The organism is Plantactinospora sp. CNZ320, from assembly GCF_002846275.1.
Map to the genome: position 1 here is coordinate 1,562,045 of NZ_PJMP01000001.1, position 16,480 is coordinate 1,578,524.

The 16,480-nt window shown below is 72.8% G+C and carries 13 protein-coding genes; 8 read left to right on the plus strand and 5 right to left on the minus strand.

Annotated features, from left to right (window positions below; genetic code table 11):
- Positions 1 to 299 precede the first annotated feature (299 nt).
- Genes CLT71_RS06755 through CLT71_RS06775 form a run of 5 tightly spaced genes read left to right on the plus strand, consistent with a single transcriptional unit; the run spans position 300 to position 6,012 of the window.
- Positions 300 to 581, plus strand: coding sequence for a zinc ribbon domain-containing protein (locus CLT71_RS06755; protein WP_101366348.1), 282 nt, complete (start codon positions 300 to 302; stop codon positions 579 to 581).
- Between the two features lie 20 nt (positions 582 to 601).
- A complete protein-coding gene (gene fmdA / locus CLT71_RS06760) occupies positions 602 to 1,855 on the plus strand; it encodes a formamidase (protein ID WP_101366349.1) in 1,254 nt (417 codons plus the stop codon).
- Between the two features lie 35 nt (positions 1,856 to 1,890).
- Positions 1,891 to 2,421 carry a hypothetical protein gene (locus CLT71_RS06765; protein ID WP_101366350.1) on the plus strand — a complete coding sequence of 177 codons (531 nt, stop codon included), beginning with the start codon at positions 1,891 to 1,893 and terminating at the stop codon, positions 2,419 to 2,421.
- A complete protein-coding gene (locus CLT71_RS06770) occupies positions 2,418 to 3,542 on the plus strand; it encodes an aminoglycoside phosphotransferase family protein (RefSeq protein ID WP_158242188.1) in 1,125 nt (374 codons plus the stop codon). Before CLT71_RS06765 ends, CLT71_RS06770 begins: the two co-directional genes overlap by 4 nt.
- A 10-nt stretch (positions 3,543 to 3,552) precedes the next feature.
- The gene (locus CLT71_RS06775) at positions 3,553 to 6,012 is read left to right on the plus strand and encodes a lanthionine synthetase LanC family protein (protein WP_101366352.1); all 2,460 of its coding nucleotides are present in this window, start codon (positions 3,553 to 3,555) and stop codon (positions 6,010 to 6,012) included.
- Here the strand turns inward: CLT71_RS06775 and CLT71_RS06780 are convergent.
- The 5 genes from CLT71_RS06780 to CLT71_RS37830 all read right to left on the minus strand — a co-directional run bounded on the left by CLT71_RS06780 (position 5,929) and on the right by CLT71_RS37830 (position 13,715).
- The gene (locus CLT71_RS06780; protein ID WP_143743384.1) at positions 5,929 to 6,894 is read right to left on the minus strand and encodes a diacylglycerol kinase catalytic domain-containing protein; all 966 of its coding nucleotides are present in this window, start codon (positions 6,892 to 6,894) and stop codon (positions 5,929 to 5,931) included. The two genes, CLT71_RS06775 and CLT71_RS06780, sit on opposite strands and share 84 nt — an antisense overlap.
- Before the next feature lie 64 nt (positions 6,895 to 6,958).
- Positions 6,959 to 8,014, minus strand: coding sequence for an SPFH domain-containing protein (locus CLT71_RS06785; protein WP_101366353.1), 1,056 nt, complete (start codon positions 8,012 to 8,014; stop codon positions 6,959 to 6,961).
- A gap of 266 nt (positions 8,015 to 8,280) precedes the next feature.
- Positions 8,281 to 9,036 (minus strand): ABC transporter permease, encoded by a 756-nt coding sequence (locus tag CLT71_RS06790; protein WP_101371214.1) that lies wholly within the window; start codon positions 9,034 to 9,036, stop codon positions 8,281 to 8,283.
- A gap of 167 nt (positions 9,037 to 9,203) precedes the next feature.
- Complete coding sequence (locus CLT71_RS06795) at positions 9,204 to 10,187, minus strand: ATP-binding cassette domain-containing protein (RefSeq protein WP_101366354.1); 984 nt, start codon at positions 10,185 to 10,187, stop codon at positions 9,204 to 9,206.
- A 138-nt stretch (positions 10,188 to 10,325) separates the two neighbouring features.
- Positions 10,326 to 13,715, minus strand: a complete 3,390-nt coding sequence (locus CLT71_RS37830; protein ID WP_101366355.1) for a BTAD domain-containing putative transcriptional regulator — start codon at positions 13,713 to 13,715, stop codon at positions 10,326 to 10,328.
- A gap of 213 nt (positions 13,716 to 13,928) precedes the next feature.
- On the opposite strand from CLT71_RS37830, the gene CLT71_RS06805 reads away from it, so the two are divergent.
- From CLT71_RS06805 to CLT71_RS06815, 3 genes are all read left to right on the plus strand, one after another.
- Complete coding sequence (locus CLT71_RS06805) at positions 13,929 to 14,450, plus strand: 2Fe-2S iron-sulfur cluster-binding protein (RefSeq protein WP_101366356.1); 522 nt, start codon at positions 13,929 to 13,931, stop codon at positions 14,448 to 14,450.
- Positions 14,447 to 15,436 carry an FAD binding domain-containing protein gene (locus tag CLT71_RS06810; protein ID WP_101366357.1) on the plus strand — a complete coding sequence of 330 codons (990 nt, stop codon included), beginning with the start codon at positions 14,447 to 14,449 and terminating at the stop codon, positions 15,434 to 15,436. Before CLT71_RS06805 ends, CLT71_RS06810 begins: the two co-directional genes overlap by 4 nt.
- Positions 15,437 to 15,624: 188 nt before the next feature.
- Entirely contained in the window at positions 15,625 to 16,464 is an 840-nt protein-coding gene (locus tag CLT71_RS06815; RefSeq protein WP_101366358.1) for an aldo/keto reductase, read from the plus strand.
- The last annotated feature ends 16 nt before the right edge of the window (positions 16,465 to 16,480 follow it).

Here is a 16,480-nt window from a genome sequence, read left to right on the forward strand (position 1 = left end):
CGCCTGGCTGTTTTCGAACGACGCCTCTGTGCTGTCGTTGAAGGAATAGTCGCCTCCCCGTGGCAGCGACCGGCGGTGGGCTGGTGGCCCCGCGGGACGGTCGCGGTGAATGTTGCCGGCCAGTATCTGGTACTAGATGCTCTTGGGCAAGCATCGGTACGTGGCCGGCACACAGCCTCGTCAGCTCGTCCGCGTGCTCCGGTGTCGCCGCGCGACCGGCCTGCGAAACATTGGCACCGAAAGGTGTCACTTGTGGCGTTGACCTGCGAAGTCGCCCCATCTGGTCCGATCCTGTAGCCGTGGCGACGTACGAGTACCGGTGTCCCCGGGACGGGGTCTTCCCGGCCCGGTTTCCGATCGGGCAGGCTCCCGCGCACCTCCGGTGCGCGACCTGCGCGGCGGAGGCCGGCCGGGTCTTCTCGGCTCCGTCGCTGCGTGCCATGCCGCGGCCCCTGGTCGCGGCCCTCGACCGGGCCGGCCGCAGCGCCGAAGCCCCGGAGGTGGTGTCCCGGGTTCCCGGCCGACGCGGCGCGGCGGCCCGACCGACCCACCCCGGGCACGCCCGTCTACCACGACCTTGACGGGTGAAAGGGAAGCCGCGATGCCCGAGGTGTTGTTTCCGCTGGACTCGACGAAGAAGTTCACCGAGCAGGAACTGATGGGCCACAACCGGTGGCATCCGGAGATCCCGCCGGTCGCCACCGTGCGGCCCGGCCAGTCGTTCCGGGCGCACTGCCGGGAGTGGTTCGACGGCGCGATCCACAACGACGACTCGGCCGAGGACGTCCGGGACGCGCCGTTGCAGATCGTGCACGCGCTCAGCGGCCCGTTCTCGGTAAGTGGTGCCGAGCCCGGCGACCTGCTGGTGGTCGACATCCTCGACGTGGGACCGATCCCGCAGGAGGACTCGGGTCCGCTCGCCGGCCAGGGCTGGGGCTACACGGGCATCTTCCCGAAGCAGAACGGCGGCGGCTTCCTGACCGACTACTACCCGGACGCCTACAAGGCGATCTGGGACTTCAGCGGGCAGCAGGCCACGTCCCGGCACATTCCCGGGGTGACCTTCACCGGGATGATCCACCCGGGTCTGATGGGCACCGCTCCCTCGGCGGCGCTGCTGGCCAAGTGGAACAAGCGGGAGGGAGCGCTGCGGGCCACCGACCCGGACCGGGTGCCACCGCTGTCGCTGCCGCCGCTGCCGGACGGTGCGATCCTCGGCTCGCTGACCGGCGCCGACTTCGACCGGGTCGCGGCGGAGGCGGCCCGGACCGCGCCGCCCCGGGAGAACGGCGGCAACCAGGACATCAAGAACCTGACCAAGGGGACCCGGATCTTCTATCCGGTGTACGTCCCCGGCGCCAACCTCTCCGTCGGCGACCTGCACTTCTCCCAGGGCGATGGTGAGATCACCTTCTGCGGTGCGATCGAGATGGGTGGCTACATCGACCTGCACGTGGACGTGATCAAGGGCGGGATGACCACATACGGGGTGTCGGAGAACGCGATCTTCCTACCGGGGATCGTGGCTCCGCAGTACAGCCAGTGGTTGGCCTTCTCCGGCATCTCGGTGAGTACCGACGGGGAGCAGCGCTATCTCGACTCGCAGCTCGCGTTCCAGCGCGCCTGCCTGCACGCGATCGACTACCTGACCCGCTTCGGTTACAGCCCCGAGCAGGCGTACCTGATCCTCGGTGCCGCCCCGATCGAGGGGCGCTTCTCCGGGGTGGTGGACATCCCGAACGCCTGCGCCACCGTCTATCTGCCGACGGCGATCTTCGACGTCGACGTACGCCCCTCGGCGGCCGGGCCGAGCCGGGTCGACCCGGGCCGGGGAGCCCCGAAGGCGACCTTCTGAACGTCGCTCGACGGAATCCACAGAGGAGTTTCGCCATGCCGGATGAGAAATCGGGACCGGCCGCCCACCAACCGCCGTTGCGACAGGACCGTCTCGTCGACGACCTACGGGCGGCGCCGCAGGATCCGCCCCCCGACGTGGTGGAACTGCACGGCCATCTCGGTCGGGACATCCAGAACGGATACTGGCGGCTCTATCTGACCGTGGGTCTGGACAGCTACCTCCGGATTGCCGAGACGGACATCGTCACTTTCCGCCAGGCCGCTGCGGACGCCACCTCCCTGGATCCGAGTGTCGTCGTCGTCCGGGCCTCGGCCACCGTCGACCACGTCAACACCGCCTCCGCCGACCTGCACGCGGACTTCCTGCGTGGGCCGTACTTGGCCGGGATCGCGGCGGAGGGGGCCGGCGACGGCGTACCGGAGTCGCGGCCCCGGCTGCGGCGCGGACGCCGCGGGCCGGATGTCGACATCCTCCGCTATCCGCAGACCTACCCCTATTTCTGCCGCCCCCAGATCACCATCGAACAGCAGACATGCTTCTGCACGGTCTTCTGCCGGGTGTGAGCGGGGCGCCCGCCGTCGAGAGTCCGGCCGCGCGGGGCATCCCCGCTCCGGGAGTGTCGTCGCCGGCGAGCCTGCTGGGCTATCTGCGCGACAATGGTCTCCTGCTCCGGGAGGGCGACGATCCCTGCGACGTGGTGCTGACCACCCGGAGCAGCCGCAGTTCGAGTCACGTCGTCGAGGCCGGTCCGGGCCGCTGCTACTTCCTCAAGCATCCGACGAGTCCCGAACAGCGGGCGACGGTCCGGCACGAGACCCGGGTCTACCAGGTTCTGTCGCCCCGCGAGGAGTACCGGGGCATCGGCCCCCGGCTGGTCCGGCACGATCCGGACCTGCCGCTGCTGGTGCTGGAGGCGGTCTGGCCGTCCCGACCGTCCGACCCGCTGCGGATCACGTCCCGGCGCTCGACGACCCGGATCGGGCGGGGACTCGGCCGGCTCCTCGCCGCACTGCACGAGCTTCCGCCGACCGCCGACGATCCGTACGCGCCACTGCCGCCGTCGCTCCTGCTGGACGTGCCACCGGTCGCGCTTCGCGAGTTTCTCGGCGCCGCCACGACTGAGCTGGTCCGATGCGTACAGCAGGACGTGACGCTCTGTGCCACCCTGACCGGCTGCCGGGAGGGCTGGCGCCGCACGACCTGGATCCACGGCGAGGTCAAATGGCCACACGTGCTGCTGCCGGACACGAACGGCAGCAGCGTCGCCCGACCGGTACTCGTCGACTTCGAGTCTGCCGGGCTGGGCGACGCAGCCTGGGACATCGGCTGCGTCATCGCCGCCTATCTCGGCTCCTGGCTCGGCTCGATGCCGGATCCCCGCACCGGGACGGCGGAGACGATGGTCGCCCGGTCGGCGCTGTCGGTACCCGAGCTACAGGAGGCACTGGCGACGTTCTGGCGTGGCTACGCCACCGCGCGGCGGCTCTCGGCGGTCGAACGCCGCTCGGTGCTCGACCGTGCCGTCCGGTTCAGCGTCGTCAGACTGCTCTGGTCGATCTTCGAAGCCAGTGTGGGCGAGGAGACCCTGGACCCTCGATGCGTCATGGCGCTCCAACTCGCGCACAATCTCGCCCGACGTCCCTACGAGGGTGTCCGCCACCTGCTCGGTATCCCGGTGAGCTGAGGAACCCGCGATGACTTCGTATCGGGAACAGTTGGCGGATCTCGTCAGGCACGTCCGGGTCCTCGACGAACGACGCTTCGTCTGGTTCGGACAGCGGATCTCCGCCGCACCGCCGAGCGACAGCGCCGACCGGTCAGCGTCGGCGTCGATCCGGTCGACGCTGGCCCGACATCTCTACCAGCACTTCTTCGTCACCGGCATTCCCGTCCCCACCCGCCTGCGGGAGGCTCCGGCCGGCAACGCGCCGGACGCCGCCTTCGTCGAGCAGATCCGGGACAGCATCGTGGGTGCCGGTCCGCCGGACGGAACCTGGCGCTTCGCCCGCCCGCACCCCGAGGGCGTGATCGCCATCCGCGACGGGCTCTCCTTCCTGGTACCCCGCTCGGCGCTCGCCGGACCGGATCCGGGCACCTCGCCGGGAGACACGCTGACCGTACGGCAGTCGGCCTGCCTCCGCGCGGTGCAACCGGGCTTCTGCTACGTGTTCGGCACCGTCGCCCAGCCGTCCAAACCGGACTCGACGATCCGTGTCTACTGGAACATCCTGGCCGATGGCGCCGGCACGCTCACCCGGCTGCTGAGCGCCGGACTGAACGCCCGGTCGATACCGTTCGCCCTCAAGCTGGCGAACACTCCGCAGGGGTACCAGCGCTGCGACTCTGCGGTGCTCTACGTGGCCGGTGCGCTGTACCCGGCCGTGGCCGAGGTGGTCGCCGGCTGCCACCAGGAGTTGGATCCGGTGCTCAGGGACCGGATTCCCCCGCTCACCGCTGCGCTGCTGCGCGGTGTCGGGGTGGCGCAGGATCCGGGCGGCGGCGAGAGCTTCGGCCAGCACCGGTGCCGGCTGCTCGCCGAGGCGCTCTGCACCCCGGCTGCGCGCCGGGCACGCGGACCGGTACGCCGCGCGGCAGAGGTGGTCAACTGGCTGGACGTCAACGGGGTCTCGATGGTCGTGCCCTATCAGAACCCCGGCTCCGGCGTACTGCGGCAACTCGCCGCTGGCCCTGGCCCCGCTGACCCTGCCGCCGCCGCTGGCCCTGGCCCCGCCGGTTCTGGGGCTGGTGCGGTCGACCCGTTCGCTGCCGGCTCGCCGCCGGCTGATCCGGTCGGGGCCGCAGTGGCCATCGGGGAGGTACTGCTGGCCGAGGCGGTGTGGTGGGGCGACGCCTGCAACTGGTGGGGTCCGCGCGGCCGGGAGAGCTGGGCGGCGATCGGCGCGGACGTCTACTCCGGCGCGGCAGGCGTGGCGTCCTTCCTGGCGACACTGGCCGAGACCGTCGACGACGGGCGCTTCGCCGACGCGGCGGTCGGCGCGTTCCGGTGTGCCGCCCGACAGGTCGAGCAGCGGATGGCGCCGAATGAGGCCGGCTACTATCTCGGCTGGTCAGGGGTCGCCACCAGCCTGCTGCGGGCCGCTCACCGGCTGGACCGCCCCGAGCTTCGAGCCCTTGGCGAACAGATCGTCCGGGACCGGCTCGACCGCGATCTGATCTGCCCGGGCAACGACTGGTTGGCGGGTCTCGCCGGTACCGTCACCGGGCTGCTGACGCTGGTCCGGGAGGGAGTGGACGGCCCGGTACTCGACGCGGCGGAGAAAGTCGGCCGGGTACTGCTGACCAGGGCGATCCGGGTCGCCGACACAGTCGCCTGGCGGGAGCCGCAGGTGCGCAGCAACGTACCGCTGACCGGGCTGGCCCACGGCTGCGCCGGCATCGCACTGGCCCTGGCCGACCTCGCCGTGGCCACCGGCGACGACCGGTACCGCAACGCGGCGCTGGCCGCTGTCGAGTACGAGCGACAGCGCTTCTCCCGCGTCCAGCGCAACTGGCCCGACTTCCGGGTCCAGCCGACCGCCCGAGGCTCCGGAGGCGGCCGGCGGTATGCGTTCGCCTGGTGTCACGGCGCCCCGGGCATCGCGCTGGGGCGAGCCCTGACCTGGCGACTGCTCGGCACACCCCGGCTGCGCGAGGAGATCGCGTCCGGACTCGACACGACGATCCGGTCACTCGACTGGCTGTCCGAGGACGGAGTGGACCGGATGGTCCTGTGTCACGGGCTGGCCGGAAACTTGACGATCATCAGGTCGATCGAGCGGCAGGGCTTCGTGACACCGGCCCGGTACGCGCGCACCATCGACGCCGCGACCAGCACCCTGTGCCGGACCGCGAGGCTCGTCCCGGGCAGTGGCGGTGTCTCGCGCTGGGCCAGGCAGAACCCCGGACTGCTGGCCGGTGTCGCCGGGATCGGCCAGGCCCTGCTCGCCGAGACCGCCGGGTCCGGCGCGGCCGGCGCGGCCGGCATGGCCGACGGCATCCTGCCCTGGGTGGCGCCCCCACCGGCGAACACCCCAGGCTCGATCGCGGCGGTCAAACCTCGGCCACGGCACTCAACCTCGGCCGCGGCACGCTGCCGCACGTCCCGGGCGGACGCCCGAGCCGGCCGCCGCGGACAGCGGCTCGACCAGGCGTAGCCGGCGCTCGGCCGGGCCGACGGTCAGCCGCTGCCCCCAGGCCATCGTCAGGTGGTCGCCGTCCAGCCCGTCGGCGAAGACCACCAGCCGCTCGTGTTCCGCGACGATCTCCAGCGTCTCGTCCGCGCCGAGCCGCCCGGCGGTCAGCGACGCGCCGGTGGCCGGGGACGGCCACGCCTCCCGGACGAACCAGCACAGTGCCGGTTCGTCCGGGGCCGGCAACGGCGGCGCGGCGGCGCGTTCCCGGGCGATCGAGGCGCACCAGCCGGTCGCTCCGGTGCCGGTGCCGACGACCAGGCCCGAGGAGGACTGGCGTTCCCGTCGACCGTCGGCGGTGGAGAGCAGATAGCGCGCCGACTGGTGACCGGGGTGCCCCGCGTAGACCTCGTTGAGCCCGATCAGCTCCTGGCCGTCGTCGAGGACGGCTCGGACCATTGTCCGTTCGCGCAGCGGAGCACGTCCGGCGACCACTGCGGGGAGCAGCCGGGCGACCGCCTCGGGCCCGAATCGGACGAGTACTCCCGCGTTGCGGCCGGGCTCCGGGTCCACCCCGATCACCGGCTGCCCGTCGAGGTACTTGGCGACGTTGGCGACCAGTCCGTCCTGGCCGACCGCCACCACGATGTCCTCCGGAGCGAACGGGAAGCGGGGCAGGTCGTCCCGGTCCACCCGCCCCCGGCGCCAGTCCGCCGGGATCGCCGCGCCGACGGTGGTCAGCGCATCCTGGAGCGCGTCGTGCCGGGTCACCACCTCGGCCAGGTCGCGCCCTCGTTGGTGCAGGTAGTAGCCGGCTGCCGCCCGGGTGCCGTGGTGGGCCAGCAACTCGTCGAGTTCGCTGCGCCGGCTCACCACGACCACCCTGGGGGCCAGGGTGGCGCTCATCCGGCCCGCCCGACCGGTCGCGCCCCGCACCGCCGCGGCCGTGCCGCGCCCGGCGCCGGCCCGGTCACCGGGACAGCCGGCCCAGCAGGCCGGTCAGCACGTCCGGAGTGACCGTGAGCTGGCCGATCTCGGGAAGCTGCCCCGCCACCTCGCGCAGCGCCAGCGCGTGCAGCACCTCCGGGGGCAGATCCCGGTACGCCGCCAGTCGAGCCGTCTCCGCCTCGGCCTCGGCGAGCCCGATCACGCGTACCCCGTCGGCCTTCGCCCCGGCGAGGGTGCGCTCCTTGTCCGCCTCGGCGGCGGCGAGCACCCGGGCCCGCTCGGCTGCCGCCGCGTTCGTCACCTTCTCCCGCTCGGCCTTGCCCTGGGCCACCGCCAGCTCGGCGGCCGCCTCCAGCTCGACCTTGCGTCGGGAGTTGGCGCCGTGCTGCTCGACCAGCTGCTGTTCCCGGCGGGCCAGCTCGATCTTGTTCTGCAACTCGTTCTCGGCGATCGCCCGCTCCTGTTCGACCGCCTGGGCCCGGCGGGCGTAGGTTGCCCGATCGGCCTCGACCTGCACCGACTCCCGGGTCGGTGTCTGGAGCGCCCGCTCCATCTCCGGCTCCGGCCGCACCGCCACCACCCGGGCGCTGACCACCGAGACGCCCACGTCGGCCAGCCGGACCTCGTCGCGCAGCGCCGCCGTGACCGCCTCGCGGACGGCGGCGATGTCGGTGAGCGCCTCGGCCAGCGGCACCCGGGCCAGCAGGTCCAGCGCCGGCTGCTGGGCCAGCTCGGCCAGCAGGGTGGCGATCTGGTCGAGCGGCCGTCCGCGGGCCACACCCCGGCGCGGGTCGACCGAGAAGTCCAGCCGGCTCGCCGCCAGCGCCGGGTCGGCGATCCGGTACGTCACCGTCGCCTGCACCGTGACGTCGGCGAAGTCACTGGTCCGGGCGTGGAACAGCAGTGGCAGTTCACGGTCGTCGATCGGCACCTCACTCAGTACGCTGACCAGCGGCCGGTACCAGAAGGACTGTCCGACCCCCTCGTGCCGTACGTTGCCTCGCACGGAGTGCCGGATCCACGTGGTCGGCGCCCCGCGCAGGTGTCGCAGGAACAGCCGCCTGGTCACGTCCGCCATGACGCGCCACCTCCCCTGTTTTCGTCGCCAAGACGATAAAGGAGATCGGATTTCGCGTCAAGTTGCCGATAAACCCGCCGCAGCCCGGATCGAACGACGGGCTGGCCGCGCTCACCGCCTCGGCGCTGCTCGACGCCCAGCTCCACGCCTGAGATCCAGCTCTGCGCCTGACGCCCGGCAGGGGGCATCCGGCCGGCGGTCACACCCGCGACCACCGGCCGGATCCCCCAGCGCTCCCCCGGACCGGGCGGTACCCGGCCTGCCGTTCAGCGACTCAGTCGCTGGTACCGGCGGACAGCCAGTGGTGCGAAGACGACGATCAGCAGCAGCGGCCAGCTGACCGCGAGCAGCAGCGGGTGCTGCGCCGCCCAGGATTCCCCGCCGGTCCCCGGGTTGCCGAACAGCTCGCGGCTGGCCGCGACAGTCGCCGACAGCGGATTCCACGACGAGATCGCGCCGAGCCAGTCCGGCATCAGGTCCGGTGCCACGAAGACGTTGGAGAGCGCGGTCAGCGGAAAGGCCAGCGGAAAGACGATCACACCGACGGTGTCCGGATTCGGCACCATCAGCCCGAGGAAGATGCCGACCCAGGTGAGCGCGAGCCGCAGCAGCAGGATCAGCCCCACCGCCGCGAGCGCGTCCAGCAGGCCGTTGCGCCACTGCCAGCCGACCAGCAGGCCACAGACGACCAGGATGCTCATCTCCAGCAACGCGCGGAGCAGGTCGGCACCGGTCCGCCCGGTGACCAGCGCGGTCCGGGCCATCGGCATCGACCGGAACCGGTCCACCACGCCCCGGCTGACGTCCATGGCGATGCCGCTGGCGGTGGCGCCCAGCCCGTACAGCATGGTCATCACGAAGACGCCGGGCAGCAGGTACTCCCGGTAGTTGCCCTGGCCGGGCACCGCCATCCCGCTGCCGAAGACGTAACCGAAGACCAGTACGAACATGATCGGCAGGCTGAAGTAGATGACGATCTCCTCCGGCGAGCGGATCACGTGCCCCATGTTCCGGCCGGTCATCACCCAGCCGTCGGTCACCGCCCGACGGAACCGGGCCAACGGCCCCGCCGGCCGCCGGACCGGACGCACCTGCTGCGCCCGGTGCTGTGCCTGCAACGTACTGGTCATGCCGTCACCTGCGTTCTGCTCGTCGTCGTACCCGCCCGGCCGGTCCGCGCCCCGCCCCGTCACCTTGACGCTCCCGTGGCGGTCGGCTGCACCGCCGGGTTCTGCTTTCCGGTCAGGTGCAGGAACGCCTCGTCGAGGGTCGGTCGACGCAACCCGATGTCGTCGACAGCGATACCGGCGTCCCGCAGCGCCCGCATCACGTCGCCGAGCGCCGCCACCCGGTCCACGACCGGAGCGCTGAGCTGCCGGATCTCCGCGTCGAGCGCCACCGGCCCGGCTGCGGAACGTTCGACGATCCCGGCGGCGGTACCGAGTTCCGTCGCGTGCCGGACCACCACCTCGATCCGGTCCGCCCCGATCCGCGCCTTCAGCTCGGCCGAGGTGCCCTCCGCGACCACCCGCCCGGCGTCTACCACCAGGATCCGGTCGGCGAGTTGGTCCGCCTCCTCCAGGTACTGCGTGCTCAGCAGCACGGTGGTGCCGTCGGCGACGAGACCGCGTACCGCCGACCAGAGCTGGTTGCGGCTGCGCGGGTCGAGCCCGGTGGTCGGCTCGTCGAGGAAGAGCACCTGGGGGGTCATGATCAGACTGGCCGCCAGGTCCAGCCTGCGGCGCATCCCGCCGGAGTACTCCGCCGGTGACCGGCTCGCCGCGGCGGTCAGCCCGAACTGCTCCAGCAACTCGTCCGCGCGGCGTCGGGCCGTCCGAGCCGAGAGCTGGTGTAGCCGACCGAAAAGGATCAGGTTCTGCCGTCCGCTGAGTACCTCGTCGACCGCCGCGTACTGACCGGTCAGGCCGATCACCTCACGGACCCGCTCGGGCTGCCGGGCCACGTCGTACCCGGCCACCTGAGCCCGACCGGAGTCGAAGCGCAACAGCGTGGCGAGAATCCGGACCGCCGTGGTCTTGCCGGCGCCGTTCGGCCCGAGCAGCCCGCACACCGTGCCGGCCGGCACGCTCAGGTCGAACCCGTCGAGGGCCCGGGTCTCGCCGTACCGCTTGTGCAGTCCCTCGGCCACGACCGCTGATGTCTGCGTTGTCATGCCGTAGACCGTCGCCGACCGCGCGCACCGGTCACGCACCGATCGCTGACGGCCGCGCTGACCGGCCGCGCACCGCGTCGCCTATTGCGTCTCGTACCGCGTCGCGCACCGGTCGCGGGTCGGCGCGGTCGTCTCCGGTCAGGGGGTGGCCAGCATCGCCAACGCCTCTTCCCGGGTCAGTGCCGCACCCCGGGCCAGCAGACGCCGGTACGCCGCAACGCCCAGCCGGGCCCGGACGGCGGCGGCGACCGGTGCGTCGTCGATCGCCGCCGCGCTGCCGAAGCCGGGCTGCAACGCCGCGATCGCGCCGAGCAGCAGGCCGGCCCGGTCGGCGTCGCCGTCCCGGAGCACCGGTCCGACGAAGCCCTCGACCGCGATCGTCAGGATGCTCAGCTCCCACACTCCCGCCGCACCGCCCAGCACCTGACGGAACCGGGTCCGGGCGCCGGCCTCGTCCCCGGTCGCCGCGAGGATCTGTCCCAGGGCTGCGAGCGCCGAGAGCCGTACCCCCTCCGCGCCGAACCAGCCGGTCGGGCACTCCGCCAACGCCTGCTCGCAGAGCCGGCGCGCCCGATCCAGGTCACCGTGCCGGCGGGCGATCTCGCCGAGCCCGAGATGTGCCGCCGCCAGCAGCTCCGGCGCGCCGGCCGGCAGGGCCAGCTCCAGCACCCGCCGGTAGTCGTCCGCCGCACCGGCCAGGTCGTCGATGCCGAGCCGGCCATCGCCCCGGGTACGCAGCAGTTCGGCCATGTCGAGCATCGAGCCGAGTTCGTCGGCCAGTCGCAGCGCCTCGTCGACAAGGGCCGCGTGGGTGTGGTCGCGGCGCCGGTAGGCCAGCTCGATCAGGATCGTCAGGACCAGGATCGTCCCCCACCGCTCCCCGATGGCCCGGAAGTCGGCCAACGCCCGGTCGAGCCGGACGTACGCCTCCTCGTAGCGGCCTTCGAGCATCAGCATCATCCCCATGCCGAGCGCCGCCAGCGCCCGGCTCCACGGGTCGGTCCCGATGAGTCCGGTCCAGCCTTCCGGGGTGCCGAGCAACTGCGCCGCCAGCTCCGGCGGTGGGCCGTTGGCGACCCCGGACAGATAGAGCAGGAACGGCTGCCGGGGTGGACGGCCGAGGCTCCACAGGAGCGTGGCGGCCGGTTCGACGCCCCGCGGTCCCGAGCCGTACCCGCCGAGCGAGGCGTGCAGCAGGCAGAGGGCGTACTCCTCGGCGAGGTCGGGGGGCGGGTCGCCGCCGACCTGCTCGACGAGTTGGGCGGCGAGTGCGGCCCCCTCACCCCGCAGGCCGCGCAGCCACCAGTAGAACGACAGCGCGGCGACCAGCTCCAGCGCGGTGGTGACGTCTCCGGCGGCCATCGCCCGGCGCAACGCGGCGTGCAGGTCGTCGCGGTCACCGTCCAGCCGGCGCAGCCAGTCCAGCTGGTCCGCGCCGCGCAACCGCAGATCGGCGGTACGGGCCAGTTCGAGGAAGTACGCCGCGTGCGCCCGCCGCAGTTCCTCCGCCTCGCCGGCCTCGGCCAGCCGTTCGGCGCCGAACGCGCGCACCGTCTCCAGCATCCGGAAGCGCCCGCCGCTCGCCTCCACCAGGGACTTGTCGACCAGGCTGGAGAGCACGTCGAGCAGGTCTTCGCCAGCTGGGCGGGTGTCACCCCGGCCCTGGTCGAGCGGCTCGGCGCCGGCCGCGCGGAGGTCACCCCGGCCCGGGTCGAGCGGCCCGCAGACCCGCTCGACGGCGGCCAGGTCGGCGCCGCCGGCAAAGACCGTCAACCGGCGCGCCAACCGCTGCTCGGTCTCGTCCAGCAGATCCCAGCTCCACTGCACCACCGCACATAGGGTCTGGTGCCGGGGCTGGGCGAGCCGGCTGCCCCGGGTCAGCAGCCGGAACCGGTCGTCGAGCCGGGCCGCGATCTCGGTGACCGGCAGTGCCCGGAGCCGGGCCGCCGCCAACTCGATGGCGAGCGGCAGGCCGTCGAGGGTACGGCATATCCGCAGTACCGCAGAGAGGTTGTCCGGGCCGACGGCGAATCCCGGTGCCACGTCGGCGGCCCGTTCGGCGAAGAGCCGGACGGCCGGGTACCCCGGGGCGGCCTCGACGCCGGTCTCGACCGGTGGCAGCGGCAACCCGGAGACCGGGCAGAGCGCCTCGCCGGTGAGCCCGAGCGGCTCCCGGCTGGTGGCCAGCACCCGCACCCTCGGGCAGGCGCCGAGCAGCCGCGCGACGAGCCGGGCGACATCGGCGACCAGGTGCTCGCAGTTGTCGAGTACCAGCAGCAGGCTGCGCTCGGCGAGCGCCGTGACCAGCCGGTCGGCGGCGTCCCGGGGACCGCCCTGGGCGCGCAGCGCGGCGTCGCGCAGGTTCAGCGCGGCAAGTACCGCCGAGGCGACGTCCGCCCCCGCGGTCACCGCCGCGAGTTCGACCAGGAACACCTCGCCGGACTGCCGGCCGGCCGCCTCGATGGCCAGCCGGGTCTTGCCGGCACCACCGGGACCGTGCAGCGTGACCAACCGCCCCTCACCGAGGAGCTTGCCGACCCGGGCCAGTTCCTCCTCCCGGCCGACGAAGCTGCTGAGCTGCCCGGGCAGGCCGACGGCCACCCCGGACAGTCCGGCGGCGGCCGGACCGCCAACCTCGACCTCCGGGCTCGGCGTAGCGACGGCCGGACCGGCACCCTCGACGGCCAGGCTCGGCGGATCGGTGGCCGGGCCGGGTGCTCCGACGGCCGGGCCGGGTGCTCCGGCGGCCGGGCTGGCTGTTCCGGCGGCCGGGAGCAGTGCGGGATCGTCGCGCAGCACCGCCACGTGCAGCGCGGCCAGTTCCGGAGACGGGTCGGTGCCGAGTTCCGCCGCGAGCAGTCGCCGGGCCTCCTCGAAGGTGGCCAGCGCCTCGGCCCGACGACCGCCGAGATACAGCGCGCGGATGAGCTGTCCACGCAGGCGTTCCCGCAGCGGGTACGCCGCCACCAGCTCCCGCAATTCGGCCACGGAGGACACGGCCCCGTCAAGGTCGAGTTCCGCCGCCACCCGGTCCTCGACGGCGGCGAGCCGCAGCTCGTCCAGGCGGATCGCCTGGGCCCGGGCGAACGGTGCCTCCCGGACGTCGGCCAGCGGCTCCCCGCGCCACAGCCGCGACGCGGCACGCAGCAGCTCGACTGCGCCCCGGCGGTCACCCCGGGCCAGGGCGCGCTGGCCGTCCGCCACCAGCCGGGTGAACCGGTGCAGGTCGACGTCCTCCGGCTGCACCGCGATCCGGTAGCCCGCCGGATGGAACTCCACAGGTGGCTCCGGCCCGTCGACACCGGAGAGCACCTGGCGCAGCCGGGAGACCTGGGACTGCAACGCGTTCGCGGCCCGGGTGGGTGGGGCGTCGCCGTACAGGCCCTGGATCAGACGGTCCGCCGAGACCACCCGGCCGGCGTCGAGGAGCAGCAGCGCCAGCAGGGCACGCAGGCGCGGGCCACCGACGGCGAGTCGCCGGCCGTCGCCCGCGTACACCTCGGTCGCGCCCAGGATGCCGAACCGCATGGCGTCGATTGTCGCCCACGCCGCGCGGCGGCCCGCACGCCCAGGTCCGCCGGAGCAGCAGCGCCGTGCTGGCGGCCCCCGGGGGTACGCCCGGCGCCGGCTCCACCCCGCCAGCGCCCTCCGAAGGGATTGCCGCATTTCACCGCTTCACCGCATTGGTATGGCTAGTTTGGGGATGTTCGTCCGCGACTCGACCACGGGAGGCCGCCGAGGATGGATGCCGAGGTCAGCCTCCGGGTGGACGGGACCGCCCACCGGGTCACCGTCGACACCCGGACCACCCTGTTGGACGCGCTCCGGGAGCGGCTGGGCAACACCAGTCCGAAGAAGGGCTGCGACCACGGGCAGTGCGGCGCCTGCACGATCCTGCTGGACGGGCGGCGGGTGAACAGCTGCCTCGCCCTCGCGGTGGCACACGACGGGGCCGAGATCGTCACCGCCGCCGGCCTGGCACCGGACGGCGAACTGCACCCGATGCAGCAGTGCTTCATCCGGTACGACGCCTTCCAGTGCGGCTACTGCACACCCGGGCAGATCGTCTCGGCGGTGGCGATGCTGCGCGAGGCCGAGGCGGGCTGGCCGAGCGCGGTGACCACGGACCGTGTCCCGGCCGGCGACGGGGGGCGGACCGGGCTGGACGCCGACGAGATCCGGGAACGGATGAGCGGCAACCTCTGCCGCTGCGCCGCGTACGCGAACATCGTGCCGGCGATCCAGGAACTGGCCCGGCGATGAGGCCGTTCCGGTACACCCGGGCCGACGACGTGACAGGTGCCGTCGCGTTGCTCGCCGAGGCGCCCAACGGCGCGTTCCTCGGCGGCGGGACGAATCTGGTCGACCTGATGAAGCTCGAGGTGGCCACGCCGGACCTGCTGGTGGACGTACGCCGACTGACCTCGGACCAGGTCGAGGAGCTGCCCGACGGCGGCATCCGGATCGGCGCCGCCACCCCGAACAGCGAACTGGCGGCACACCCACTGGTACGCAGCCGCTACCCGGTACTCTCCCAGGCGCTGCTCTCCGGCGCCTCGGGCCAGCTGCGCAACCTGGCGACCGCCGGCGGGAACCTGCTGCAGCGCACCAGGTGCGTGTACTTCCAGGACGTCAGCACCCCGTGCAACAAGCGGCAGCCCGGCACCGGCTGCTCGGCGATCGACGGCTACCACCGCGAACTCGCGATCCTCGGTACCTCGCCGGAGTGCATCGCCACCCATCCGTCGGACTTCGCCGTCGCACTTGTCGCGCTGGACGCCACCGTGCACACCGAGGGTCCGCAGGGCGGGCGGCGCATCCCGATGGCCGAGCTGCACCGGCTGCCGGGCAGCGAACCGCACCGGGACACCGTACTGGCACACGGGGAGCTGATCACCGCGATCGAGCTGCCCCCGCTCGCCTTCGCCACCCGGTCCCGCTACCGGAAGGTCCGCGACCGGGCGGCGTACGCGTTCGCGCTGGTCTCGGTGGCGGCGGCAATCGACGTGGCGGACGGCACGGTACGGGACGTCCGGATCGCACTCGGCGGGGTGGCGCACAAGCCGTGGCGGGCCACCCGGGCCGAGGAGCTGCTGCGCGGCGGCCCGGCCCGGGAGGACCGGTTCCGGGCGGCTGCCGAGGCGGAACTCGCCGAGGCCCGACCGCTGCCCGGCAACGCCTACAAGGTGCCGCTGGCCAGCAACACGCTGACCAGTACCCTGCTGGCCCTGGTCGACGGCCCCGCCTGACCTGCGACGCACTCCCCTCGCCTGACCTCCGACCCGCCCCCCGCCGGACGTTCGAGGCGCTCCCCCGCCTGACGTCCGACGCCGCCTGGGGGCGACCGGCGCGTCGGCGGCGGTAGGTTGTTGATCAGGAACGTCGCACCGCACCGGCCGCATCGCAGGGCCGGACCCGACCGCAGGAGATCGACCAGATGAGTGCAGAGCCGACCGTGTCGACCCGACAGCTGGCGAACGGCGCCCGGATACCACGGTTCGGTTTCGGGACCTGGCCGCTTACCGACGCCGAGGCGGAGCGGGCCGTCGCCGAGGCGATCGGGGCCGGTTACCGGCTGATCGACACCGCGTACAAGTACGGCAACGAGGTCGGTGTCGGCCGTGGCCTGCGCGCCTCCGGGGTACCCCGGGAGGAGCTCTTCGTCACCAGCAAGCTCAACGGTGAGTGGCACGGTCGGGACAGGGTGCGGGAGGCGTTCCGGGACAGCGTCGGCAAACTCGGCGTCGACTATCTGGACCTCTATCTGATCCACTGGCCGATGCCCTGGCAGGACCGGTACGTCGACGCCTTCCTGGGCCTGACCGACCTGCTCCGGGAGGGCCTGGTACGGGCCGTCGGGCTGTCCAACTTCAAGCCGGCGCACATCGACCGGATCCGCGCCGCGACGGACGTGACGCCGGACGTGAACCAGATCCAGTTGGATCCGACGCTGACCCGGGACGCCGCCCGGGCGTACCACCGGGAGCACGGCATCGCCACCCAGTCCTGGGGGCCGATCGGGCACGGTGGCGAACTCCTCGCCCATCCGGTGGTGACCGAGATCGCCGACCGGTACGGCCGTACTCCCGCACAGGTCGTGCTGCGCTGGCACCTCGAACTGGACCTCATCCCGATCCCGAAAACCGCCTCGCCGGAGCGGATGAGGAGCAACATCGACGTCTTCGACTTCGCCCTCGCCCCGGAGGACGTCGCCGCGCTCTCCGCGCTGGACCGGGGCGAGCAGGCCGCCACCGACTCCGACACCACCGGCCACTGAGTCGACGTCGACAGGC

Bases quoted from the DNA above. Each gene is read 5' to 3' on its own strand.
- CLT71_RS06815 (WP_101366358.1), top strand. From the start codon at position 15,625: ATGAGTGCAGAGCCGACCGTGTCGACCCGACAGCTGGCGAACGGCGCC.
- CLT71_RS06765 (WP_101366350.1), top strand. From the start codon at position 1,891: ATGCCGGATGAGAAATCGGGACCGGCCGCCCACCAACCGCCGTTGCGA.
- CLT71_RS37830 (WP_101366355.1), bottom strand. From the start codon at position 13,715: ATGCGGTTCGGCATCCTGGGCGCGACCGAGGTGTACGCGGGCGACGGC.
- CLT71_RS06790 (WP_101371214.1), bottom strand. From the start codon at position 9,036: ATGACCGGCCGGAACATGGGGCACGTGATCCGCTCGCCGGAGGAGATC.
- CLT71_RS06810 (WP_101366357.1), top strand. From the start codon at position 14,447: ATGAGGCCGTTCCGGTACACCCGGGCCGACGACGTGACAGGTGCCGTC.
- CLT71_RS06775 (WP_101366352.1), top strand. From the start codon at position 3,553: ATGACTTCGTATCGGGAACAGTTGGCGGATCTCGTCAGGCACGTCCGG.
- fmdA (WP_101366349.1), top strand. From the start codon at position 602: ATGCCCGAGGTGTTGTTTCCGCTGGACTCGACGAAGAAGTTCACCGAG.
- CLT71_RS06780 (WP_143743384.1), bottom strand. From the start codon at position 6,894: ATGAGCGCCACCCTGGCCCCCAGGGTGGTCGTGGTGAGCCGGCGCAGC.
- CLT71_RS06805 (WP_101366356.1), top strand. From the start codon at position 13,929: ATGGATGCCGAGGTCAGCCTCCGGGTGGACGGGACCGCCCACCGGGTC.
- CLT71_RS06785 (WP_101366353.1), bottom strand. From the start codon at position 8,014: ATGGCGGACGTGACCAGGCGGCTGTTCCTGCGACACCTGCGCGGGGCG.
- CLT71_RS06795 (WP_101366354.1), bottom strand. From the start codon at position 10,187: ATGACAACGCAGACATCAGCGGTCGTGGCCGAGGGACTGCACAAGCGG.